General features: G+C 60.8%; 13 protein-coding genes and 2 pseudogenes. 4 read left to right on the top strand and 11 right to left on the bottom strand.

Annotated elements, in window-relative coordinates; genetic code table 11:
• Window positions 1-17 precede the first annotated feature (17 nt).
• On the bottom strand, window positions 18-1,289 hold the full coding sequence (locus NB231_RS00215) for a hypothetical protein (protein WP_004998570.1): 1,272 nt from the start codon (window positions 1,287-1,289) through the stop codon (window positions 18-20).
• 774 nt (window positions 1,290-2,063) lie between these two features.
• Window positions 2,064-2,261, bottom strand: a pseudogene (locus NB231_RS20185) (transposase); the annotation flags it as partial.
• 79 nt (window positions 2,262-2,340) lie between these two features.
• Between NB231_RS20185 and NB231_RS20180 the strand changes: the two are divergent.
• Window positions 2,341-2,643 (top strand): hypothetical protein, encoded by a 303-nt coding sequence (locus NB231_RS20180; RefSeq protein WP_004998558.1) that lies wholly within the window; start codon window positions 2,341-2,343, stop codon window positions 2,641-2,643.
• A 45-nt stretch (window positions 2,644-2,688) separates the two neighbouring features.
• Entirely contained in the window at window positions 2,689-3,783 is a 1,095-nt protein-coding gene (locus tag NB231_RS00195) for an SGNH/GDSL hydrolase family protein (RefSeq protein WP_004998557.1), read from the top strand.
• A gap of 265 nt (window positions 3,784-4,048) precedes the next feature.
• On the opposite strand, the gene lysS is transcribed toward NB231_RS00195, so the two are convergent.
• The 5 genes from lysS to NB231_RS00170 all read right to left on the bottom strand — a co-directional run bounded on the left by lysS (window position 4,049) and on the right by NB231_RS00170 (window position 12,334).
• Window positions 4,049-5,569: a lysine--tRNA ligase gene (gene lysS, locus NB231_RS00190; RefSeq protein WP_004998556.1), complete on the bottom strand. Its 1,521-nt coding sequence runs from the start codon at window positions 5,567-5,569 to the stop codon at window positions 4,049-4,051.
• Window positions 5,570-5,593: 24 nt separating this feature from the next.
• Window positions 5,594-6,692, bottom strand: a protein-coding gene (gene prfB, locus NB231_RS00185; protein ID WP_156777058.1) for a peptide chain release factor 2 whose coding sequence is annotated in 2 segments (ribosomal slippage) — window positions 5,594-6,616 and window positions 6,618-6,692 — 1,098 coding nt in all. Because the reading frame shifts where the segments join, the coding sequence is not laid out codon by codon here.
• Window positions 6,693-6,798: 106 nt separating this feature from the next.
• Complete coding sequence (hrpA, locus tag NB231_RS00180) at window positions 6,799-10,683, bottom strand: ATP-dependent RNA helicase HrpA (protein ID WP_004998553.1); 3,885 nt, start codon at window positions 10,681-10,683, stop codon at window positions 6,799-6,801.
• Between the two features lie 17 nt (window positions 10,684-10,700).
• Entirely contained in the window at window positions 10,701-11,276 is a 576-nt protein-coding gene (locus NB231_RS00175) for a metallophosphoesterase family protein (RefSeq protein WP_004998552.1), read from the bottom strand.
• A 134-nt stretch (window positions 11,277-11,410) separates the two neighbouring features.
• A complete protein-coding gene (locus tag NB231_RS00170; protein WP_040661433.1) occupies window positions 11,411-12,334 on the bottom strand; it encodes a 5'-nucleotidase in 924 nt (307 codons plus the stop codon).
• A gap of 180 nt (window positions 12,335-12,514) precedes the next feature.
• Here NB231_RS00170 and NB231_RS00165 point away from each other — a divergent pair, with 180 nt between their 5' ends.
• A complete protein-coding gene (locus tag NB231_RS00165; RefSeq protein WP_004998548.1) occupies window positions 12,515-13,219 on the top strand; it encodes a Bax inhibitor-1/YccA family protein in 705 nt (234 codons plus the stop codon).
• A 125-nt stretch (window positions 13,220-13,344) separates the two neighbouring features.
• Here NB231_RS00165 and cobA read toward each other — a convergent pair.
• Window positions 13,345-14,109, bottom strand: a pseudogene (gene cobA / locus NB231_RS00160) (uroporphyrinogen-III C-methyltransferase); the annotation flags it as partial.
• A 292-nt stretch (window positions 14,110-14,401) separates the two neighbouring features.
• Between cobA and cysB the strand changes: the two are divergent.
• Window positions 14,402-15,382, top strand: coding sequence for an HTH-type transcriptional regulator CysB (gene cysB / locus NB231_RS00155; RefSeq protein ID WP_004998542.1), 981 nt, complete (start codon window positions 14,402-14,404; stop codon window positions 15,380-15,382).
• A gap of 44 nt (window positions 15,383-15,426) precedes the next feature.
• Here cysB and serS read toward each other — a convergent pair whose 3' ends face one another.
• The 3 genes from serS to lolA all read right to left on the bottom strand — a co-directional run bounded on the left by serS (window position 15,427) and on the right by lolA (window position 18,720).
• A complete protein-coding gene (gene serS / locus NB231_RS00150) occupies window positions 15,427-16,704 on the bottom strand; it encodes a serine--tRNA ligase (protein WP_004998540.1) in 1,278 nt (425 codons plus the stop codon).
• A 112-nt stretch (window positions 16,705-16,816) separates the two neighbouring features.
• Window positions 16,817-18,124, bottom strand: coding sequence for a replication-associated recombination protein A (locus NB231_RS00145; protein WP_004998537.1), 1,308 nt, complete (start codon window positions 18,122-18,124; stop codon window positions 16,817-16,819).
• Window positions 18,121-18,720 (bottom strand): outer membrane lipoprotein chaperone LolA, encoded by a 600-nt coding sequence (gene lolA, locus NB231_RS00140; protein ID WP_004998535.1) that lies wholly within the window; start codon window positions 18,718-18,720, stop codon window positions 18,121-18,123. The genes NB231_RS00145 and lolA overlap by 4 nt, the downstream gene beginning before the upstream one ends.
• Window positions 18,721-18,737: the final 17 nt, after the last annotated feature.

Below are 18,737 nucleotides of genomic sequence, written 5' to 3'. Positions count from 1 at the left end.
CTCCCCTCAAGGCCGGGCTACTTACGTGCGGCCTGTTGTTGTTGCGAACATGCCTGTAGCGCCGCATGGGCGTTGGCAAAACCGGCGAGATCAAGGCGCGCTGTCTGCGTCTTGGTCTTAGGCCAGGTTGGCCAAAATCCGAGTGCCACCGTCAGGGTGCGGCCTTCGGCCATGCCGTGCAGCACTGAGGCATCCGTATAAGTGGTTTGCTCATCCAGCAGCTTCTTCGCGAAAGGCGCCAGAGCCCCGCCATCCACACGCAGGCCCTGCCCCGGGTAGCTGTTATCGATGTTCGAGTCGGTTTTCACCCATGCTCGGACCGGGTTGATGCGCAACCACACCTTGGCGGGATAATAACCGTCGAAAATGGTAACCGCAGGTGAAAGCAGCATACAGCGGGGCGCCCCGTCCACGACATCCCGCTGCCGATCCAGCCTCCAGCCATGGTCCAACGCCATCGGCAGGATACGATCGTCGAAGACCAGATGGCTGAAATCCTTGGTCGGCGGGGCCGGGGGCGTGGGCTCGGTCGGCTTGACGGCCTCCTTCTCGGGTACCGTGGGCCGGATGCTTGGCTCCGCCTTGGCGAGCTGCGACTCGCCCGTCTTCGCTGACGTGGCGGGCGGGGTTTTCTTCGAAGATTCGGTAGCCTTCACTTGCTCTTTTTTCACTGCAAGGGGACGTGACTTGGCCGCTGGTGCACTAACCGCCTTCTCAGCCCTCGGCCGCGTAGCATCATGCTTTGCAGCCACAGGTTGGGTGGCGGTTCTCTCGACCTTGTCAGCATCGGGGCCCTTAGGGGGACTCGCAGAGCGCTCGGTTGGCTGCGACGTCCTAGAGACTCGAGGCTGGTCCGCTTTCGCGCCCGGCTCCTTGCTACCAGTAGTCGCTTTTGCGGGCCTGGGCCGAGCCAGTCGCTCGATGTAGACCGTATCCGCCACAACAACCTCGTCGCGGTAAACACCGACCGCACGCAACCGCGCCCCCACCTCAATATCCGTGACCGAACCGCCATAATAGTGCGTGGCGTTGTCAACTTCGACGAGGTGCTGCGCAAGCTGGAACCGATGCCGAGATTTCAGGTCACTGATATCAGTGACCCACCCGACCCCTGTGTCCGCAGGTCGCTGAATAACTGCTGGCTTTGAGACGGCCTGGGGCGGCTTGCTCACCGCCTGAACACGCGGTTGCGGCGCTGGCTGTGGTTGCGGCGGCTCGAACACGCTCGTACAACCGTTTAGCAAAAGCAACGCCGACACGCCAAGGATCGAAATCAAATACTTGATCATCGTTACACCACCGACTCCCCCTCGGGTAAGTTACTCCCAAACGCGTCATTCTGACAGGGATCACATCTAATAATAGCTCGCGCAGAGCTGGCTTTCAGCGAGGAATGCGGCACCAGGCGGGCTGCGGAGGCAGTGGCGGTACGCTCTGCAAGCGACGTTCAGCGTTCCTTCGCCGCGTAATCGAGGATACGCCCGATCGGCGAGAGCAGGTATTCAATGACGCTGCGCTCGCCCAATTTGATCTCGGCCGTGACATCTATACCGGCTCTTAACTACAATCGCCGACCCGCGTAGGCAAGGGTTTGTCGATCGAGATCGAGCACGGCCCGGTAGGCCCCCTGAAACGCAGGCCGAAATTTGTCGTTCGTCCCGCGTTCGCCCGAGCCCATCCGGACTGGCCATGTGAACGGTCGTCATAACCGCACCAAAGCGCTGAAAAGAGTAAACAGCGAGCTTCAGCCGCACCCTCTGCCCGGCTGCGCAAAGCCAATGTCGCGATTATCAACGCTGACCTGCGCCTGCAGCGGCGCCGGCCTAGACATGATCGTTTCACAAATTTGGCGCGAGTGATCAGTTTTGCACCAATGCGCGATCGAATCACTGTTATTCGCCCGCTATGCATCGCCCAGTGCGTGCCTATCGCGATGAAATACGCGGCCATGACGCCTCGCCGGCGCCGCGAGTACATGTAAAGTGGCGTGATTCTCCGCGCCGCGCGCAGGGGCGGTTCTCCGGCGGCGGCCGGATGAGTGCTTGGGAGCGAGGCGGCGCGGATCAGGTCGGCTGGCCGCGCGGTGGCGGGCGGCTGTGGTAGAGAATCTCGGTGACCCGATGGAGCCGTGCCTTTACCGGGCAGCTGCTTGGCAGGTGGAGCTTGACGGGGTCTTTGTAGGCGACCACGCGTACGGCGATCTTGAACAGCTTCGTGATCACCGTAGCCGGCTGGGCGCGGGCGAGTTCGGTGTGGACGAGCCCTCATGGCAGAGGCTGTGGTGGAACACGTAGGCGGCGGCGAGCCGTCTGCGCGCTTGGCATTGGCGCAGCGGCGCGCATGCAGCGCCCGGGTGGCGGCAAGCTGGGGGGCAGCCAGACGCGCGAGCACGGCGTTGCCGGGGAGCCTGAAGAGGAAGTCGGGGTGCGCCTCCTCGAAGGCGAGCGCCATGAGCTCGGGGTTGGCAGAATGTCCGTCGCCGTGCAGCATCAGCGCGCCGCCGTCGAAGGCGCCGCGCACGGTGAGTCCATCGATGGCAGGGAAACGCAGCGGCTTTGGGGTAGAATTCGACACGGGCGACCTCGTTTGACTTCTTCCGAAGAGTTTTTGGCAGAACACCCATTATATCAGTGGGTTAAATGAGGCTCGCCCTTTTTTGTGAATTTTTCGGGTTAGGGAGAGGGGGTAATGAAGTACTTCGCGAAGCGCCTTGCGGCGGCGGTGCTGGTGGGGTCTTTGAGTAGTAATGCCTCGGCCGGTCCAGTTTTCTCAGAAATGGTCGTGTTCGGGGACAGCTTGTCCGACGCGGGCAATGTGTTGATCACCACCACGGCGAGCCCGATTCACATGCCGGATCCCCCAGCGTTTTTCGGTTATGTGGACGGTCGCGCGACCAACGGACCCAATTGGGTAGACCGCCTGGCACAAGCGTTGGGTGTACCGGTGCCCGAAGCAAGTCTCGCGGGAGGAACTAATTATGCCTTCGCTGGCGCCAAATCCGGGTTCGGCACCAACGTGCGAATGTCCCCGACCTTTCCACCGAACCCACCCCTGGATGTGCAGCGTGTAGGTAGCCAAATCGACGCTTACTTGGGTGATCGGGGATCATTCTCCGACGATCAGTTGATAAGCTTGTGGGTAGGTGCGAACGACCTTCGAGATGCCACGTCTCCAGCAGACATCGTGAGCATCGTGGACAATCTGGAAACCCATATCCGCACGCTGGATGACAACGGCGCGGGCACGGTGCTGGTACCGAATCAGTTGAACCTGAGCCTGATCCCGTTCTTCGATCTGCCTATATCGCCGGATCCCGCCGATGTGCTCGCCGGTGTGCTGTTCTTCAACAGCCAGCTGGAAGCACGGCTGAGCTTTCTAAATCCTTTGCTCGACATCGACATTGTCACTGTTGATATGTTCACGCTTTCGCAAGCCATCGTCGGCGATCCCTCCGCGTTCGGGCTGAGCAATGTAGACGATCCCGCGTTGGATCAACTGAACAACATCGTAGCGCCCAACCCGGACGAGTATTTGTTCTGGGATCTGGTGCACCCGACGCGGGTCACCCACCGGATCATCGGCGAAGCGGCGAGTGTGCAGCTCATCACGGAGCCGGACGCCTCGAGTCTCTTTTCCTTGGCCCTGATCGTGTTCGGTTTACGCAGGCTGGTGTGTCGACGCCGGCAGAGGGGCGCCAATTTTTTCGTTCGGTATGAATATAGCGTTGGTGACACTCATCAGACAGGGGATCATATGGGCGCGGTCTCGGGGGGCGTCGGGTAGGCCATTCTCCGCGCCACCTCAGAATCCGAAAGCCAGCGATAACGAGCTATAGGAGCGACCGCATCGGCAGATCCATGAATGCGGCGCCTTCCTTGCCCGGACTGGCATTTATCTCAACGACGACTGGGCCATCTTCCCCCATGGCAATATCGAGACCCGCAAAGCAAATTTTTGGCGCATAGATCCTTTGTCTGTAAGTTCTCCTAACGATACGCCACTGCAGCTGCTTGATTTGCCCTACGCTTTCGGCGTCGGAGGTTAGCCTTCAATCGGGCTCAGCTGACGGACGCATGGCCGGAAACAGCAGTACGTCGCGGATCGAGGGTGCATCCGTAAATAGCATCACAAGTCGGTCGATACCGATGCCCTCCCCCGCCGTCGGCGGCAGTCCATATTCGAGGGCCCGGATGAAATCGGCATCGTAAAACATGGCCTCCTCATCACCGGCCTCTTTGCCAGCCACTTGCGCCCGAAACCGCTCCGCCTGGTCATCGGCGTCATTAAGTTCAGAGAAGCCGTTGGCGATCTCCCGACCGCCGATGATCAGCTCGAAGCGTTCCGTGACGAAAGGGTCTTCGTCCTTGGGTCGAGCGAGCGGAGAGACCTCCCTGGGGTATTCAGTGACAAAAGTAGGCTGTCTGAGTCGATGCTCGGTGGTCTTCTCGAAGATCTCCAACTGCAGCTTGCCAAGGCCCCAATGCGGCTGAACGTCGATGTCGAGCTGCTGCGCCAAGCCGCCGGCCGCCTCGCGATCATCGAGCTGGGCAGCGCTGAGCTGCGGATTGTGTTCGAGGATGGCCGCCCGTACGGTGCGTCGAGCAAAAGGGCGGTGCAGATCGATGGCCTCGCCCTGGTAGTGGAGCCGCTGTGTGCCCAAAACCTCTGCAGCCAAGCGCCGCAGCAGCTCTTCGGTCAAGTCCATGAGGTCATGGTAATCGGCATAGGCCTGATAAAACTCCAACATCGTGAATTCCGGATTATGCCGAGTCGAGACCCCCTCGTTGCGGAAATTGCGATTGATCTCGTAGACTTTCTCGAAGCCGCCCACCACTAGGCGCTTAAGATAGAGTTCGGGGGCGATCCGCAAGTAGAGATCGACATCCAATGCATTGTGGTGGGTTATGAAAGGCCGTGCTGCGGCGCCGCCGGGAATGGGCTGCATCATCGGCGTTTCGACTTCGAGGAAACCCCACTCGTTGAATGCGGCTCGAATGGATTGAATGATGCGCCCGCGCAGGATGAACGTGCGCCGCGCGTTTTCATTTACGATGAGATCGACGTAGCGTTGGCGGTAACGGGCTTCCTGGTCGGCCAGGCCGTGGTACTTCTCTGGCAGTGGGCGCAGCGATTTCGTCAGCAATCGGATGGCGGAGACCCTGACGGAAAGCTCTCCGGCCTGAGTCTTGTATACGTGGCCTTCGGCGCCGATGATGTCGCCCACATCCCAGCTCTTGAACTGCTGATAAACCTCTGAGGAGAGATCATCCCGGCGCAGGAAGAGCTGAATGCGCCCGCTCATATCCTGGAGATGAGCAAAGCTCGCCTTGCCCATAACTCGCTTGCCGATCATCCGCCCGGCCACCTTCACCGGCACGGCGGCCTCTTCCAGCTCCTCGGTTGTCCGATCGCCGAACTGTCGGTGCAACTCCGCCGCTAGACTATCGCGGCGGAAATCATTGGGAAAGGCCTGCCCGCTCGCCCGCCATTGCGCCAGCTTCTGGCGGCGTTGGGCAATGAGCTTGTTCTGGTCCTGTGATGCAGGCCCTGCGCTGTTTTTCTTGCTCATCGGTGCGCTCCGATCTTGGGCGGGTTATAAGCCGGCCTTGAGGCTCGCTTCGATAAATGGATCCAAGGCACCGTTGAGCACGGCCTGAGTGTGTCCGATCTCGACACCGGTTCTCAGGTCCTTGATGCGTGACTGATCCAGGACATAAGAGCGGATTTGGCTGCCCCAACCGATATCGGCTTTGGATTCCTCCACCTGATCGGCCTGTTCGCGGCGTTTATGCATCTCCAACTCGTAGAGCTTGGCCCGCAACTGCTTCATGGCAGTCGCTTTGTTTTTGTGCTGCGAGCGATCATTCTGGCACTGCGTAACGATACCGGTTGGCATGTGGGTGATGCGCACCGCCGATTCCGTGCGGTTGACATGCTGCCCACCAGCGCCGCTCGCCCGATAGACATCGATGCGTAGATCGGCCGGATTAATCTCGACTTCCACGGCGTCATCAAGCTCCGGCGAGACAAAGACCGCAGCAAAGGAAGTATGGCGGCGGTTACCCGAATCGAAGGGGGATTTTCGCACCAGCCGATGAACCCCCGTCTCGGTGCGCAACCAACCGAATGCATAATCGCCCTCGATGCGCAGCGTCGCGCTCTTGATCCCGGCGACCTCGCCTTCGGAGAACTCGATGATTTCCGCCGTAAAGCGCTTTTGCTCAACCCAACGCAGGTACATCCGCAGTAGCATATTGGCCCAGTCCTGAGCCTCTGTGCCACCGGAGCCGGCTTGAATGTCAAGGAATGCATTGCGCTCGTCCATCTCGCCGGAGAACATCCGGCGGAATTCGAGCGCCTCGATTTCGCTTTGATACCCCGTAACGTCCGCGTCGAGTTCGGCGAGCGTCGCTTCGTCGTTTTCCGTGCGCGCGAGTTCCAACAATTCGGCGGTATCGGCAAGCCCGCGGGTCAGACGCTCCAGGCTCGATACCAGGGTCTGCAAGCGCACCCGCTCGCGATTGAGCTCATGGGCACGTTCCGGATCGTTCCAAACATCCGGTTGCTCCAACTCGCGAGAGACCTCCTCGAGACGGTGCTGGCACGCCTCGTAGTCAAAGATACCCCCTCAGGGACTCGATACGGCCCTGGAGGTCGTTAAGGGTTGCAGTCAATGCGCTGAACTCAAGCATGGCCGCCTTGTTGCCTCGATGGGCTGCTGAAGACGCATGATACCAGTTCGCGGTGGCGAAATCCGTGTGAAAATCCGAGACCATGGGGCTCGGACGCACTCAAGTCTCAGCGCACACGCTGCCACGCCGTACGCAGCCGCTTCTCCGAGACCTTCTCACGCGTGCCCAACTCCTGGGCAAACAACGACACTCGGTATTCCTCCAGCAGCCAGCGGTAGTGCTCGAGCTGCAGATCTTCGGTGCCCTGGCGCGCATGCTGTTCACGCCGGCGCCGGTATTGCTCCCAGAGGGGACGAATCGCCTGCAGCCCGCGCCGATCTTTTCCTGGGTCCCGCCGCAACTGCTCCAGACGACGTACCAGTGCCCGCATATAGCGAGGCAGCTCACCCAGCCACTCGGACGGAGTGTCTTGCACGAAGCCCGCATAAACCATGGCATCGAGCTGCTCACGCATATCGCGATAGGATTCCAGCTGCGCCGGCGGCAGCGGGGCTTTGAACCGCTGACGCGCCTCCTGATAATGCTCCAAGACTTGAAGCAGCGTCTGGGCCAGCCGAGTCGCGGTTGGAATCAGCTCTTCCCGACCCGCTTGCAACCGCGCCTGAAAAGCCTCGCGGGTCCGTGGCAGGGTTCCATCAGGCATGAACACGCGCTGATAGGTGGCGGCCAGAAAATCCTGTTTGAAAGCCTCACAGGAGCCGAGCACGCTATAGAGCAAGCACAACCGATCGATTCCGGGTAGCTTGCGGCGCAGATATTTGGCCTGATCGGGCAGTTGCAGCATGAATAACTTGCGTATCCCGCCGAGACTCGTGCGCGCAGCCTGCTCGGGTGAGTCCAGCAAGTGCAAGGCTACACTCTCGCCCTCATCAACCACCGCCGGATAGCCACGCAGTGTAATTCCGGCGTCGTTGAACTCCACATGCTCGTCCAGCGTATCGAAATCCCAGCGCTGCAACCCACGCCGCCCCCAGCGGTGCCGGGCGTCGCCGGCCTGCACACGAGCGCAGGTGCCGAGTTCGCGTTGCAGGGCAGCGAGATCGCGCCCCTCACCGACCGTCCGCCCGTGCGTATCCACCACACGAAAATTCATCTGCAGGTGCGCTGCCAGCTCGACGTTCTCCCAGGCATCAAACGGAATAAGCACGCCCGTCATACGCTTAAGCTCATCCCGAACCACCTGAATAAGAGAACCCGTGCCCTGAGGGGCCGCTGCCAAGATGGCCGCTGCGAACTCCGGCACAGGGACAAAGTTGCGCCGCAGGCGCTTGGGCAGCGACCGAATCAGCGCTACCACTTTCTCCTGTAGCAGTCCGGGAACCAACCATTCGAACCGCTCTAGGGCAAGTTGGTTGAGCGCGGCCAACGGAACGATCACGGTGACCCCGTCCGCCGCCTGATTCAGGTCGAAATGGTAGCGCAGTGGCAGGCGCATACCGCCAACGCTCAGATGCTCCGGATAAGCGTCGGCGGTGATCTCAACCGCCTCGCGCTCCATCAGCAGCTGTGGCGTCATGAACAAAGCCTGATCGTGCTCGGGCCGACGGATCCAGCGCTCGAAGCTCGCGCCATCGGCCAAATCGGCGGGCAAGCGCTCGGCATAGAAAGCTGCTAATACGTCCTCGTCCACGAGCACATCACGGCGGCGCGATTTTGCCTCTAACGCCTCGATCTCGGCAATGAGCTGGCGATTATGCGCTAGAAAGCGGCCCTGCGTGCGCAGTCGGCCATAGACCAGTCCCTCACGGATGAACAATGCTCGGGCCGCCGCAGGATCTACACGGGTATAGTCGATCTTGCGGCGTGCGACCAAAGGCAGACCGTACAGCGTCACACTCTCGTAGCCCGCCACCCGGCCTTTTTTTTCTTCCCAAAACGGCTCGAAATAGCGCCGTTGGACCAGATGCGCCGCCAGTGGCTCCACCCACTCGGGTCGTATCTCGCCTACCGTGCGGGCGAATATTCGACTCGTCTCCACCAGCTCCGCCGCCACGATCCAGCGCGGGCGGCGCTTGGCGATGCCAGAGCCGGGGAAAATCAGCAGCTTTAAACCACGCGCCCCGGTATAGTGTTGCTCGTCGGTACGCCAGGCGATGTTACCCAGCAACCCAGTAAGCAGCGCGCGGTGTACGGCCGCAGTATCGGCCTGCTGCGCATTCTCGCGCCAGCCTATGCCCATGACGAGCTCACGCAGCTGATGATGGATATCCCGCCACTCACGCAAGCGCACGTAAGAGAGAAAATGCTCGGCACACCACAGGCGCAGTTTGCGCTGTGAAAGCTCCCGCGTCTGCTCCTGAGCATCGTTCCATAGTTTGACCAGGGCCAGAAAATCGGAGCGCTGATCGCGCCAGCGCGCCTGCGCCGCATCGGCTGCCTGCGGTGCATTCATGGGCCGTTGCCTCGGATCCGGGATACTCAGCGCCGCCGCGATCACCAATACTTCGTTGAGCGCGCGCTCCGTCTCGCCGGCTACCAGCATGCGTGCAATTCGCGGGTCTACCGGCAGTGCAGCGAGACGCCGCCCCAGCCCGGTGAGCGTATTGTCCGCGGCCACGGCACCAAGCTCATAGAGCAACTTTAGCCCGTCACGGATGGCGCGCGAATCCGGTGGGTCGATGAAATCGAAGCGCTCGATCTCTCCCAGTTTCAGGTATTTCATCTGTAAAATGACCGAGGCCAGGTTGGTCCGCAAGATCTCCGGTTCCGTAAACTCCGCGCGAACCTGGTAATCCGCCTCCGCATACAGCCGAATACATACGCCTGGGGCCTCACGCCCACAGCGTCCCGCCCGCTGATCGGCACTGGCCCGGGAGATCGGCTCGATCGGCAACCGCTGCACCTTGGTGCGGTAACTGTAACGGCTGATCCGGGCAAGCCCGCTGTCCACAACATGACGGATACCCGGCACGGTCAGAGAAGTCTCCGCAACGTTGGTGGCAAGTACGATCCGCCGCCGGTCATGAGGCGCGAACACGCGCAACTGTTCGGTGGCCGAGAGCCGACCGAAAAGCGGCAGAACCTCGGTGCGGGGGGGATGATGCTTGCGCAGATTCTCCGCGGTCTCCCGAATATCCCGCTCGCTCGGCAGGAACACCAGCACATCCCCTGCTGTCTCCGCGGCGAGCTCGTCGAGCGCTTCCAAAATAGCCTCTGGCAGGCTGCGGTCGCGTTCATCCTCATCCTCACTCACCAACGGGCGATACCGGATTTCGACTGGATAGCTGCGTCCGGCGATTTGAATGATCGGAGCCCCGTTGAAATAGCGCGAGAAACGTTGCGGATCAATGGTCGCCGAGGTAATGATGACCTTCAGTTCAGGACGGCGTGGCAAGAGCCGCTTCAGATAGCCGAGCAGATAATCGATATTGAGGCTGCGCTCGTGCGCCTCGTCGATGATGATGGTGTCGTAATGGGCCAGATCCGGATCGCCTTGGGTCTCGGCAAGCAGCATGCCGTCGGTGACGAGCTTGAGGCGGGTGGAAAATCTCACCCGGTCGCTGAAACGCACCTTGTACCCGACCCCAGCGCCGACTTCAGTGTTGAGCTCCTCGGCGATCCGGGTTGCCAGGCTGCGCGCGGCGATTCGTCGTGGCTGGGTATGCGCGATCATACCCTCGACCCCAAAGCCCGATGCGAGCGCGATTTGCGGCAGTTGAGTGCTCTTACCCGATCCGGTGTCACCGCAGACGACAATGACCTGATGCGCACTGAGTGCACGCGCGATTTCCGCGCGTTGGTCCATGATGGGCAGGGCGGCGCTGAAAGCAGGTTGCAGCACCTGGGATTGGCGCTGTTCGTAACGCTGCTGTACGTTGGCGAGATCGTGCTTGAGCCGGTTCAGCCCTTGCTCGAACGGGCGGCCTTGCCGTTGGCGGCGCTCCAAGCCGTAAAGACGACGGCGAAAAGTAGGAACCCAGGCCCGGGGCAGACGGGTGAGCTGCGTCTTGAGCTCTTGGAAGGGGCGTGCTTTCTCGGTTAAGCAAGCCATATGGTCGCGTGAATCCGTCAGTTCCTCTCCCTGGACGTCGGCGGTGCATTCGTGGCGCGGCGGGAGACACCGCGAATCGAAGGATATTTGCGCGGCTCTAAGCGCAATGTTTCAACCCGCCAGCCCTGCGGTTCGCACTCGATGAACAAACAGGACGGTCCGCCATGAGTGCGGGTACGCCCAGCCGCCCCGGGGTTTAGAATCCAGGGTCGTTCCTCGAAATCGGTAAGCAGGCGGTGACTATGACCATACACCACCGCGCAGGCATGCGCGTAGCATCGCCGATAACGGCTGTGTCGTTGTTGCAGGGTCTCGGGTTCATCCCCATGCACGACGATCAGCAGCCCGCCCGGCAGCTCGACGCTCGCCTCGCGCGGCAGGGTTGCGAGCAGCTGATGCTCGGCTGCAGGCCATTTCTCCGGGATATCGTTATTGCCGCGGATCGCGACGACCTTTTCCCGAGGCTGCATTGCGAGCAGCACGTCGGCGCCCCCGATATCGCCGGCATGAATCGCGACATTACACTGGCTCACGTGATCCCGAATTCGGGGATCGAGGAAACCGTGGGTATCAGCAAGTACGGCAACCCGCATGAGAGGCCCAACGCGTGATCCAATGGTTTTTGAAGAAGTATCGAGCATCATATGATTCGACTGTGGAACCGAACCAAAAGCGCTCGACAAGCTAAACGTTTTTCTGGATTCCTGCAAGACTGATACCGGCCGGCTCAACCCGACGCCTCGTTGGCGATTCCATGCGGTACATGCCCGGTAGCGACATGGCGCCGAGTGGACTCGCAGTGTCCGTGCTGATCATCGAAGAATATATCGGCACCGAAGGCTTGCAGGAACTCCCCTTTGGACAGCCCGCCGAGAAACAACGCCTCGTCGATTCGAATCTCCCAGCTGCGCAATGTCCGAATCACCCGCTCATGAGCCGGTGCGCCGCGCGCGGTTACTAGCGCAGTACGAATCGGGCAGGCTTGCGCCGAATATTCGGACTGCAGACTGTGCAGCGCGGCGAGGAAACTTTTGAACGGCCCCCCCGGTAGCGGCTCCCGAGCATGTTGCTGCTCGCTGCTCGAGAACTCCTCCAGCCCGCCTTGACGAAAAACCCGCTCCGCCACGTCCCCGAACAGCACGGCATCACCATCGAATGCGATTCGTAGCTGCTCGTCAATATCAGCCTGGGTGGAGACCATAGCGTCGGTCAGACGCGGCAGGATCGTGGCGGCCGGATAGCCTCGATCGAGTGCCGCCACAACGTCGCTCGGATCGGCGGATAGAAATAAATGAGCGCAAAACGCCGGGACGTAGCGCCACGGGCTTGCTCCATTGGTGAAAGCGGCCCGCGTAATCCCCAGGCCATAGTGCTCGATGGAATTGAAAACGCGCAGCCCCGTATCGGCGCTGTTGCGCGACAACAGGATCACCTCGACTCGGGTGCACTCGGTGTCGCGGTTCAGCGCCAGGAGCTTGCGGACCAGCTCATAGGCCACTCCTGGCTCGAGCAGCTTCTCCTCATGCTCGATTTGATAGCGGCAGTAAGCATCGATGCCCTCGGTCTCGAATATCCTATGGCCCTCGCTCATATCGAACAGGGCCCGTGAGGAGATCCCGACGACCAGCTTGCCATCGAATGTCACAGGCATACTTCACCATCCTGTTTCGGGGCGCCGACGGCTTGCTTGTATGGTAGCCTACTATTACACCATGCGGTCGCACAGGGTACGCAAGCACGCTCCATACGTTACCTGAGACCTACGGCATCAGCCTGGCAGCGGGGCTGGACAGTGGCGCCTGAAAAATGGCAGATTTCAAATATCCCTTTCATGGAGGTCATCAACACTATGGTAGATCGTGCGCGTGACATTGCGCTTGGGAAGGCTACAACCCATCTCGAAGGAGTGCTCGGGGCCAATCGCGTCATCCGCAATACCTACGCCCTATTGTCGCTGACGCTGCTGTTCAGCGCCGCCACGGCCGGTATCGCAATGGCAACTAATGCCCCGCCGTTGCACTGGTTGATGGTATTGGGAGGTTATTTCGGGTTGCTCTTCCTCACCAACGCCCTGCGTAATAGCGCCTGGGGAATACTATCCGTATTCGCGCTCACGGGGTTCATGGGTTACACCCTCGGCCCGATGCTGAACTTCTACATCAGCACGCTCGCCAATGGCGCCGAGTTGGTGATGATGGCTTTGGGCGGCGCCGGTGCGATCTTCCTTACCCTGTCCGGCTACGCGCTCACCACCCGCAAGGACTTCAGCTTCATACGCGGCTTCGTGCTGGCGGGAATCATTGTCGTGTTCCTTGCCAGCATTGGTGCCATTGTCTTCCATATTTCCGGCCTGGCCTTGGCGGTGAGCGCAGCGGCCATCGTACTGATGGCCGGCTTCATACTCTATCAGACCAGCGAGATGGTCCATGGCGGTGAAAGCAACTACATCATGGCCACCGTCGGACTCTATGTGGCTGTATTCAATCTTTTCACCAGCCTACTGCATTTGCTGGCCGCATTTGCCGGAGAGCGCTGAGCTACACTAAGCGGCGCGAACTGAGGAGCCCCGCCGGACTTGGGGCTCCTCCGAACTCGGCCCATCCCCCGTTATACAAGGTTCCGGTAGAACGCCGCCAAAGACGGTCGAATAAGGGTACGCCCTCAGTCAGGCGTTTTATCGGCTTCAGCGGCTGATTTGAACCAAGCGAGACGCTCACGCAATCGCACCACCTCGCCGACGATTATCAACGTCGGCGGCTGTATCGCCTGCTCCACGGCCTGCTGGGGCAGCTCGCAGAGGGGTGCGATCAGCACGCGCTGCCGAGCCGTCGTGCCTTGCTGTATCAAAGCGGCCGGCATATCCGCACGCATGCCATGTCCAATCAACCCCGCCGCAAGCTGCGCCAATCCGGTTAAGCCCATATACAACACCACGGTCTGCCCCGGCCGCACGAGAGCCTCGAAATCCACGGCTAACTCGCCGTTGGCCTTGTGATGACCGGTTACAAACACGCAGGATTGTGCATAGTCTCGATGGGTCAGGGGGATGCCGGCATAGGCAGCGCAGCCATTGGCGGCCGTGATACCCGGAACGACCTGGAACGGGATACCCTCGGCCACCAGCGAGTCGACTTCCTCGCCTCCGCGGCCAAAAATGAAAGGATCCCCACCCTTCAGGCGGGCGACGCGCTTGCCCTGCCGAGCAAGCCGCACCAATATGGCACTGATCTCCTCCTGGGGAACAGGGTGTTGATCACGGCACTTGCCCACATAGATCCGTTCGGCGTCGATCCGCGCCATCTTGACGATGGCGGGGGCTACCAACCGATCATAGAGGACGACATCGGCGCGACGTAGCAGCCGCAGCGCCCGCAACGTAAGCAGATCCGGATCGCCGGGTCCGCCGCCGATCAAATAGACCTCCCCGATCACTCTATCGGCTCCCTACTGCCCGCTCGTCGCCGAGCGGCGCGTGATTAAGCCACGTAGCCCTTGGCACTCTTCCGCCATACCAGCGGCCAATCGAGCAACCAGATCCTGTCTCATCCAAGGGCTCTGCCGTGCCTCCTCCGGCCAAGATTATCGGTCGAGCTTGGCGCATACTTCGATAACTCATGGTAAAAATACTCCATCAAACAAAACTACAGTGAGTACCGCTCTATTTACAAAAAGGATATTTTTTCATTTATAGGCTAATAGATTATTAGAAAGGCAAGCCGTGAAGCTCAATCAACTGCGCTATATTTGCGAGGTGGCCCGCCGTGGACTCAATGTTTCCGCCGCTGCAGAGGCGCTCTACACTTCTCAGCCCGGTGTCAGCAAACAAATCCGCATGCTCGAGGAAGAGCTCGGGGTACAGATCTTCAGCCGCAGCGGTAAACATCTGACCCACGTGACACCGGCCGGCGAGGAGGTGCTGGCGGTTGCCCAACGCATCCTGGGCGAGGTGCAGAACATTAAGGCCATAGCCCAGGAGCATGTGAGCGAATCGCGGGGCAGTCTGTCCATCGCGACCACCCACACCCAGGCGCGCCATACTTTACCGTTGGTCGTGGGTGCGTTCCGAACCCGCTACCCGAACGTCAGCTTGCATATGCATCAGGGCACGCCCTTGCAAATCGCGGAGATGGCGGCGCGCGGTTCGGTGGACTTCGCCATCGCGACCGAGGCCCTCGAACTGTTCGAGGATCTGGTCATGATGCCGTGTTACCGGTGGAATCGGAGCATTATCGTCCCAGCGGAACATTCTCTGTGCAACGAGCAGCCGTTGACCCTGGAGACCGTGGCTCGCTATCCGATTGTCACCTATGTATTCGGCTTCACCGGACGCTCGAAGTTGGATAAGGCCTTCGCCACCGCCGGACTCAATCCCGAGGTGGTCTTTACCGCTACGGACTCCGAGGTGATCAAAACCTATGTCGAGCTGGGCCTTGGTGTCGGTATCATAGCGACTATGGCCTTCAACCCCGAGCGCGATACGGGCCTGACCGCCCTCGATGCGAGCCATTTGTTCGAGCCTAGCATTACCAGCATCGGTTTTCGCCGCGGCATGTACCTGCGCGGCTATATGTTCGATTTCATAGAGGCTTTCGCCCCCCACCTTACGCATAGCGTCGTCGAGCGTGCAATCGCGGCTCGGACTACGGAGGAACGGGAGCAATTCATTCGCGAGTTCCAGCCTCAGTTGGAGATGCGCTGACGACTTGGCGCAAGCACGGCCCTCAAGCGGCCGCTCGGACTCGACTAGTCGTCGAGATAGACCCTTCCCCCAAGGTACGGTTGCAAGGCCGCAGGAACCCGCACTCGGCCGTCAGCTTCCTGATAGTTCTCCAGCACCGCCACTAGGCAGCGGCCGATCGCCAGGCCGGAGCCGTTCAACGTGTGCACCGGCTCGGGACGGCCGGTCTCGGGATTGCGCCAGCGCGCCTGCATACGGCGGGCTTGGAATGCTTCGCAGTTGCTGCAGGAGGAGATCTCACGGTAGCGTTGCTGACCCGGCAGCCAAACCTCCAAATCGTAGGTCTTCGCCGCCGCGAAGCCCATATCGCCAGCACACAAGGCGACAACCCGATACGGCAGGCCCAGCAACTGCAGCACCTTCTCGGCGTGACTCGTGAGCTCTTCGAGTGCGCCGTAAGAGGCCTCGGACCGCACCACCTGCACCAGTTCCACCTTGTCGAATTGGTGCAAGCGGATCATGCCCCGGGTATCTTTGCCGTAAGAACCCGCCTCGGAGCGAAAACACGGCGTGTGGCAAACGAAGCGCAACGGCAGAACGTCGGCTTCGACGATGCACTCGCGCACCAGGTTTGTCACTGGCACTTCGGCGGTCGGGATCAGAAAAAGCGGATTCTCGGCAGCGACCCGGAACAGATCCTCCTCGAACTTCGGCAGCTGTCCGGTGCCTTGCATGGTCTGCGGATTCACTAAGTATGGAACGTGCACTTCCTCGTAGCCATGCTCCTGCGTGTGCAAATCCAGCATGAGCTGGGTCAACGCCCGGTGCAGCTGCGCGAACCGGCCGCGCAGCACCACGAACCGCGCCGTGGCAAGCTTGGCACCCGCTTCGAAATCCATCTCACGGCTCAGCGCACCCAGTTCGACATGATCACGAGGCGCATAATCGAAGGTGGGCTGATCACCCCAGCGGCGGATCTCGATATTGTCCGTCTCATCAGCGCCGTCCGGTACGCTTGCGTGTGGCACATTGGGGATCTCGAGCTGCAACCGATGCAACTCGACTTGGATTGCGTGCAACGCCTTATTAGCGGCGCCAAGCCGTTCACCGAGCTGCGCCACCTCCGCGAGCAGTGGCTCGATGTCCTCGCCAGCCGCCTTGGCTTGACCAATCGCCCTAGACTGGCGATTGCGCTCGTTCTGCAACGCCTGCGTGTCCATTTGTAGCTGGCGACGGCGCTCCTCCAACTCGCCGTAGCGCGCCGTATCGAGTTCAAAGCCGCGCCGGCGCAACTGCCCGGCAAGCGCCTCACGATTGTTCCGCAGCTCTTTGGGGTCCAGCATCCATCCGTCTCTTCGAGTGTTTAGCGAGCGCTCGATAACGCACCCGTATAAGGCGCGTCACCTGCAGTGAGTACTCGAGTAGGCTGATTAGCTTGTCATGAATTGGCCGTGGTCAGTCGTCTTCCTTCGCACGGGTCGCACGATCGAGTTCGCGCAGCCGGCGCAGGCGCTCACCAATCTGGCGCTCCAGCCCACGGTCGGCGGGATGATAGTAGCGCGTGCCGATTAGCTCCGCAGGAAAATATTCGGCCCCTGCCGCATAGCCCTCCGGCTCATCATGCGCATAACGGTAGCCGCGCCCATAACCGAGTTCCCGCAGCAGCCGCGTCGGCGCATTGCGCAACGCCAACGGCACCTCCAAACTTCCGTGACTACGGACATCTTCCGCGGCGAGCCGATAGGCGCGATAAACCGCATCACTCTTGGGCACGCTGGCGAGATAGACCACGGCCTGGGCAATCGCCAGCTCCCCCTCCGGGCTACCCAGTCGTTCCTGAGCCTGCCAGGCGTTCAATGCGACTTGCAGCCCCCGCGGATCGGCATTGCCGATATCCTCGGAGGCCATCCGCAACAGCCGGCGGGCAAGATAGAGCGGATCGCATCCCCCGGCTAGCATACGGCACAACCAATACAGCGCCGCATCGGGTGCCGAGCCTCGAACGGCTTTGTGCAAAGCGGAAATTTCATCATAGAACGCCTCGCCGCGCTTGTCGAAGCGCGCGCGGCCGCCAGCGGCCGCCGCACGAATCAAATCGATGTCGATCCGTGCCTCCGCGGCGCTTAGATCCGCCGCCACTTCGAGCAGGCTGAGCGCGCTCCGCGCATCGCCGTCCGCCGCTTGGATCAGCAGCGATCGGGCTTGCTCGCTGAGCGCAAGCTGCTTGGTGCCAAGGCCGCGCTCACTGTCCTCTAGCGCACAGTCGATGATCCGGGCCAGCGCCGCCTCACCCAGCGGCCGCAGCACGTAGGTGCGCAGCCGTGAGAGCAGCGCATTGTTGAGCTCGAAGGACGGGTTTTCGGTGGTGGCACCGATAAAAACGACCGTGCCGTCCTCGATGAAGGGTAGGAAAGCATCCTGCTGAGCTTTATTGAAGCGATGGACCTCGTCCACGAACAGGATCGTCTGGCGCCCGCGCGCCCGATTCGCTTGCCCAGTAGCGCTCGCCTGACGGATCTCCTTGACTCCCGCCATAACCGCCGACAGAGCCAGGAACTCGGCCTCGGTGGCCTCGGCGATAAGCCGTGCCAGAGTGGTCTTACCGGTTCCGGGTGGCCCCCAGAACACCATGGAATGCGGCCGCCCCGCCTCGATGACCTCACGCAAGGGTTTGCCTGCATCCAGCAAGTGCGATTGCCCCACGAACTCCGTTAGTAGCCGCGGGCGCATGCGATCCGCCAGCGGTCGTGTCCAATCAATCATCGCGGCGTTGCGGCCTTGAGGCCTAGGCCAAGAACGTCCACTCCTTCCGGCGGGGTGAACTGAAAACGCTGCGGGTCAAGTCGCGGATTGCGTTGCAAATCACGCAGCCCTAACCGCGTTTTCTGGTCAAGCCCGTTGTCGAGCTCGATGACGTCCGGCACGCCTTGCGCCATATGTAGCCGCAGCCGCTGAAAATCCCACTGACCGGTCTTGGGCCGCAAGCGAATCCAGCCGGCGCCGAGATCCTTCAGTTCGAAACTCCGCTGCAGGTCCGAGAAACGGCCGCTGAGCAGCAATGCCGGCCCCACACCCAGAACCTCGTCGAGTGATCGGGCGGTGGCCTGCCGCAGCTCCACGTCATAGACCCACAACCGTTTGCCATCGGCGACGATTCGCTGCCGATAGGGCTTCTCATAGAGCCAATCGAAACGGTTCGGCCGGGCCAGGGCAAACGCACCGGAGGAGGCATCAATCCGGCTACCGTCTTCAGCACGGGTTTCCTGAACGAAACGGCCGGTCAGGGTGTGCACGGAATCGTAGTATTGCTGCAACGCCTGTATGGCGTCTATTGCAGCGCCGGGTTCCCACGGCAACATGAGAAGTAATGGCAGAA

It is taken from the genome of Nitrococcus mobilis Nb-231 (assembly GCF_000153205.1).
GTDB classification, from domain to species: Bacteria; Pseudomonadota; Gammaproteobacteria; order Nitrococcales; family Nitrococcaceae; genus Nitrococcus; species Nitrococcus mobilis.
The sequence above is the reverse complement of the archived record's forward strand: the minus strand, read 5'-3'. Positions and strand labels throughout refer to the sequence as shown.

What these genes read in the sequence shown, in the direction of transcription:
- NB231_RS00215 (WP_004998570.1), bottom strand. Translation starts at nt 1,289, where the DNA reads ATGATCAAGTATTTGATTTCGATCCTTGGCGTGTCGGCGTTGCTTTTG.
- NB231_RS20180 (WP_004998558.1), top strand. Translation starts at nt 2,341, where the DNA reads ATGCAGCGCCCGGGTGGCGGCAAGCTGGGGGGCAGCCAGACGCGCGAG.
- NB231_RS00195 (WP_004998557.1), top strand. Translation starts at nt 2,689, where the DNA reads ATGAAGTACTTCGCGAAGCGCCTTGCGGCGGCGGTGCTGGTGGGGTCT.
- lysS (WP_004998556.1), bottom strand. Translation starts at nt 5,569, where the DNA reads ATGAGCAAGAAAAACAGCGCAGGGCCTGCATCACAGGACCAGAACAAG.
- hrpA (WP_004998553.1), bottom strand. Translation starts at nt 10,683, where the DNA reads ATGGCTTGCTTAACCGAGAAAGCACGCCCCTTCCAAGAGCTCAAGACG.
- NB231_RS00175 (WP_004998552.1), bottom strand. Translation starts at nt 11,276, where the DNA reads ATGCGGGTTGCCGTACTTGCTGATACCCACGGTTTCCTCGATCCCCGA.
- NB231_RS00170 (WP_040661433.1), bottom strand. Translation starts at nt 12,334, where the DNA reads ATGCCTGTGACATTCGATGGCAAGCTGGTCGTCGGGATCTCCTCACGG.
- NB231_RS00165 (WP_004998548.1), top strand. Translation starts at nt 12,515, where the DNA reads ATGGAGGTCATCAACACTATGGTAGATCGTGCGCGTGACATTGCGCTT.
- serS (WP_004998540.1), bottom strand. Translation starts at nt 16,704, where the DNA reads ATGCTGGACCCCAAAGAGCTGCGGAACAATCGTGAGGCGCTTGCCGGG.
- NB231_RS00145 (WP_004998537.1), bottom strand. Translation starts at nt 18,124, where the DNA reads ATGATTGATTGGACACGACCGCTGGCGGATCGCATGCGCCCGCGGCTA.
- lolA (WP_004998535.1), bottom strand. Translation starts at nt 18,720, where the DNA reads ATGTTGCCGTGGGAACCCGGCGCTGCAATAGACGCCATACAGGCGTTG.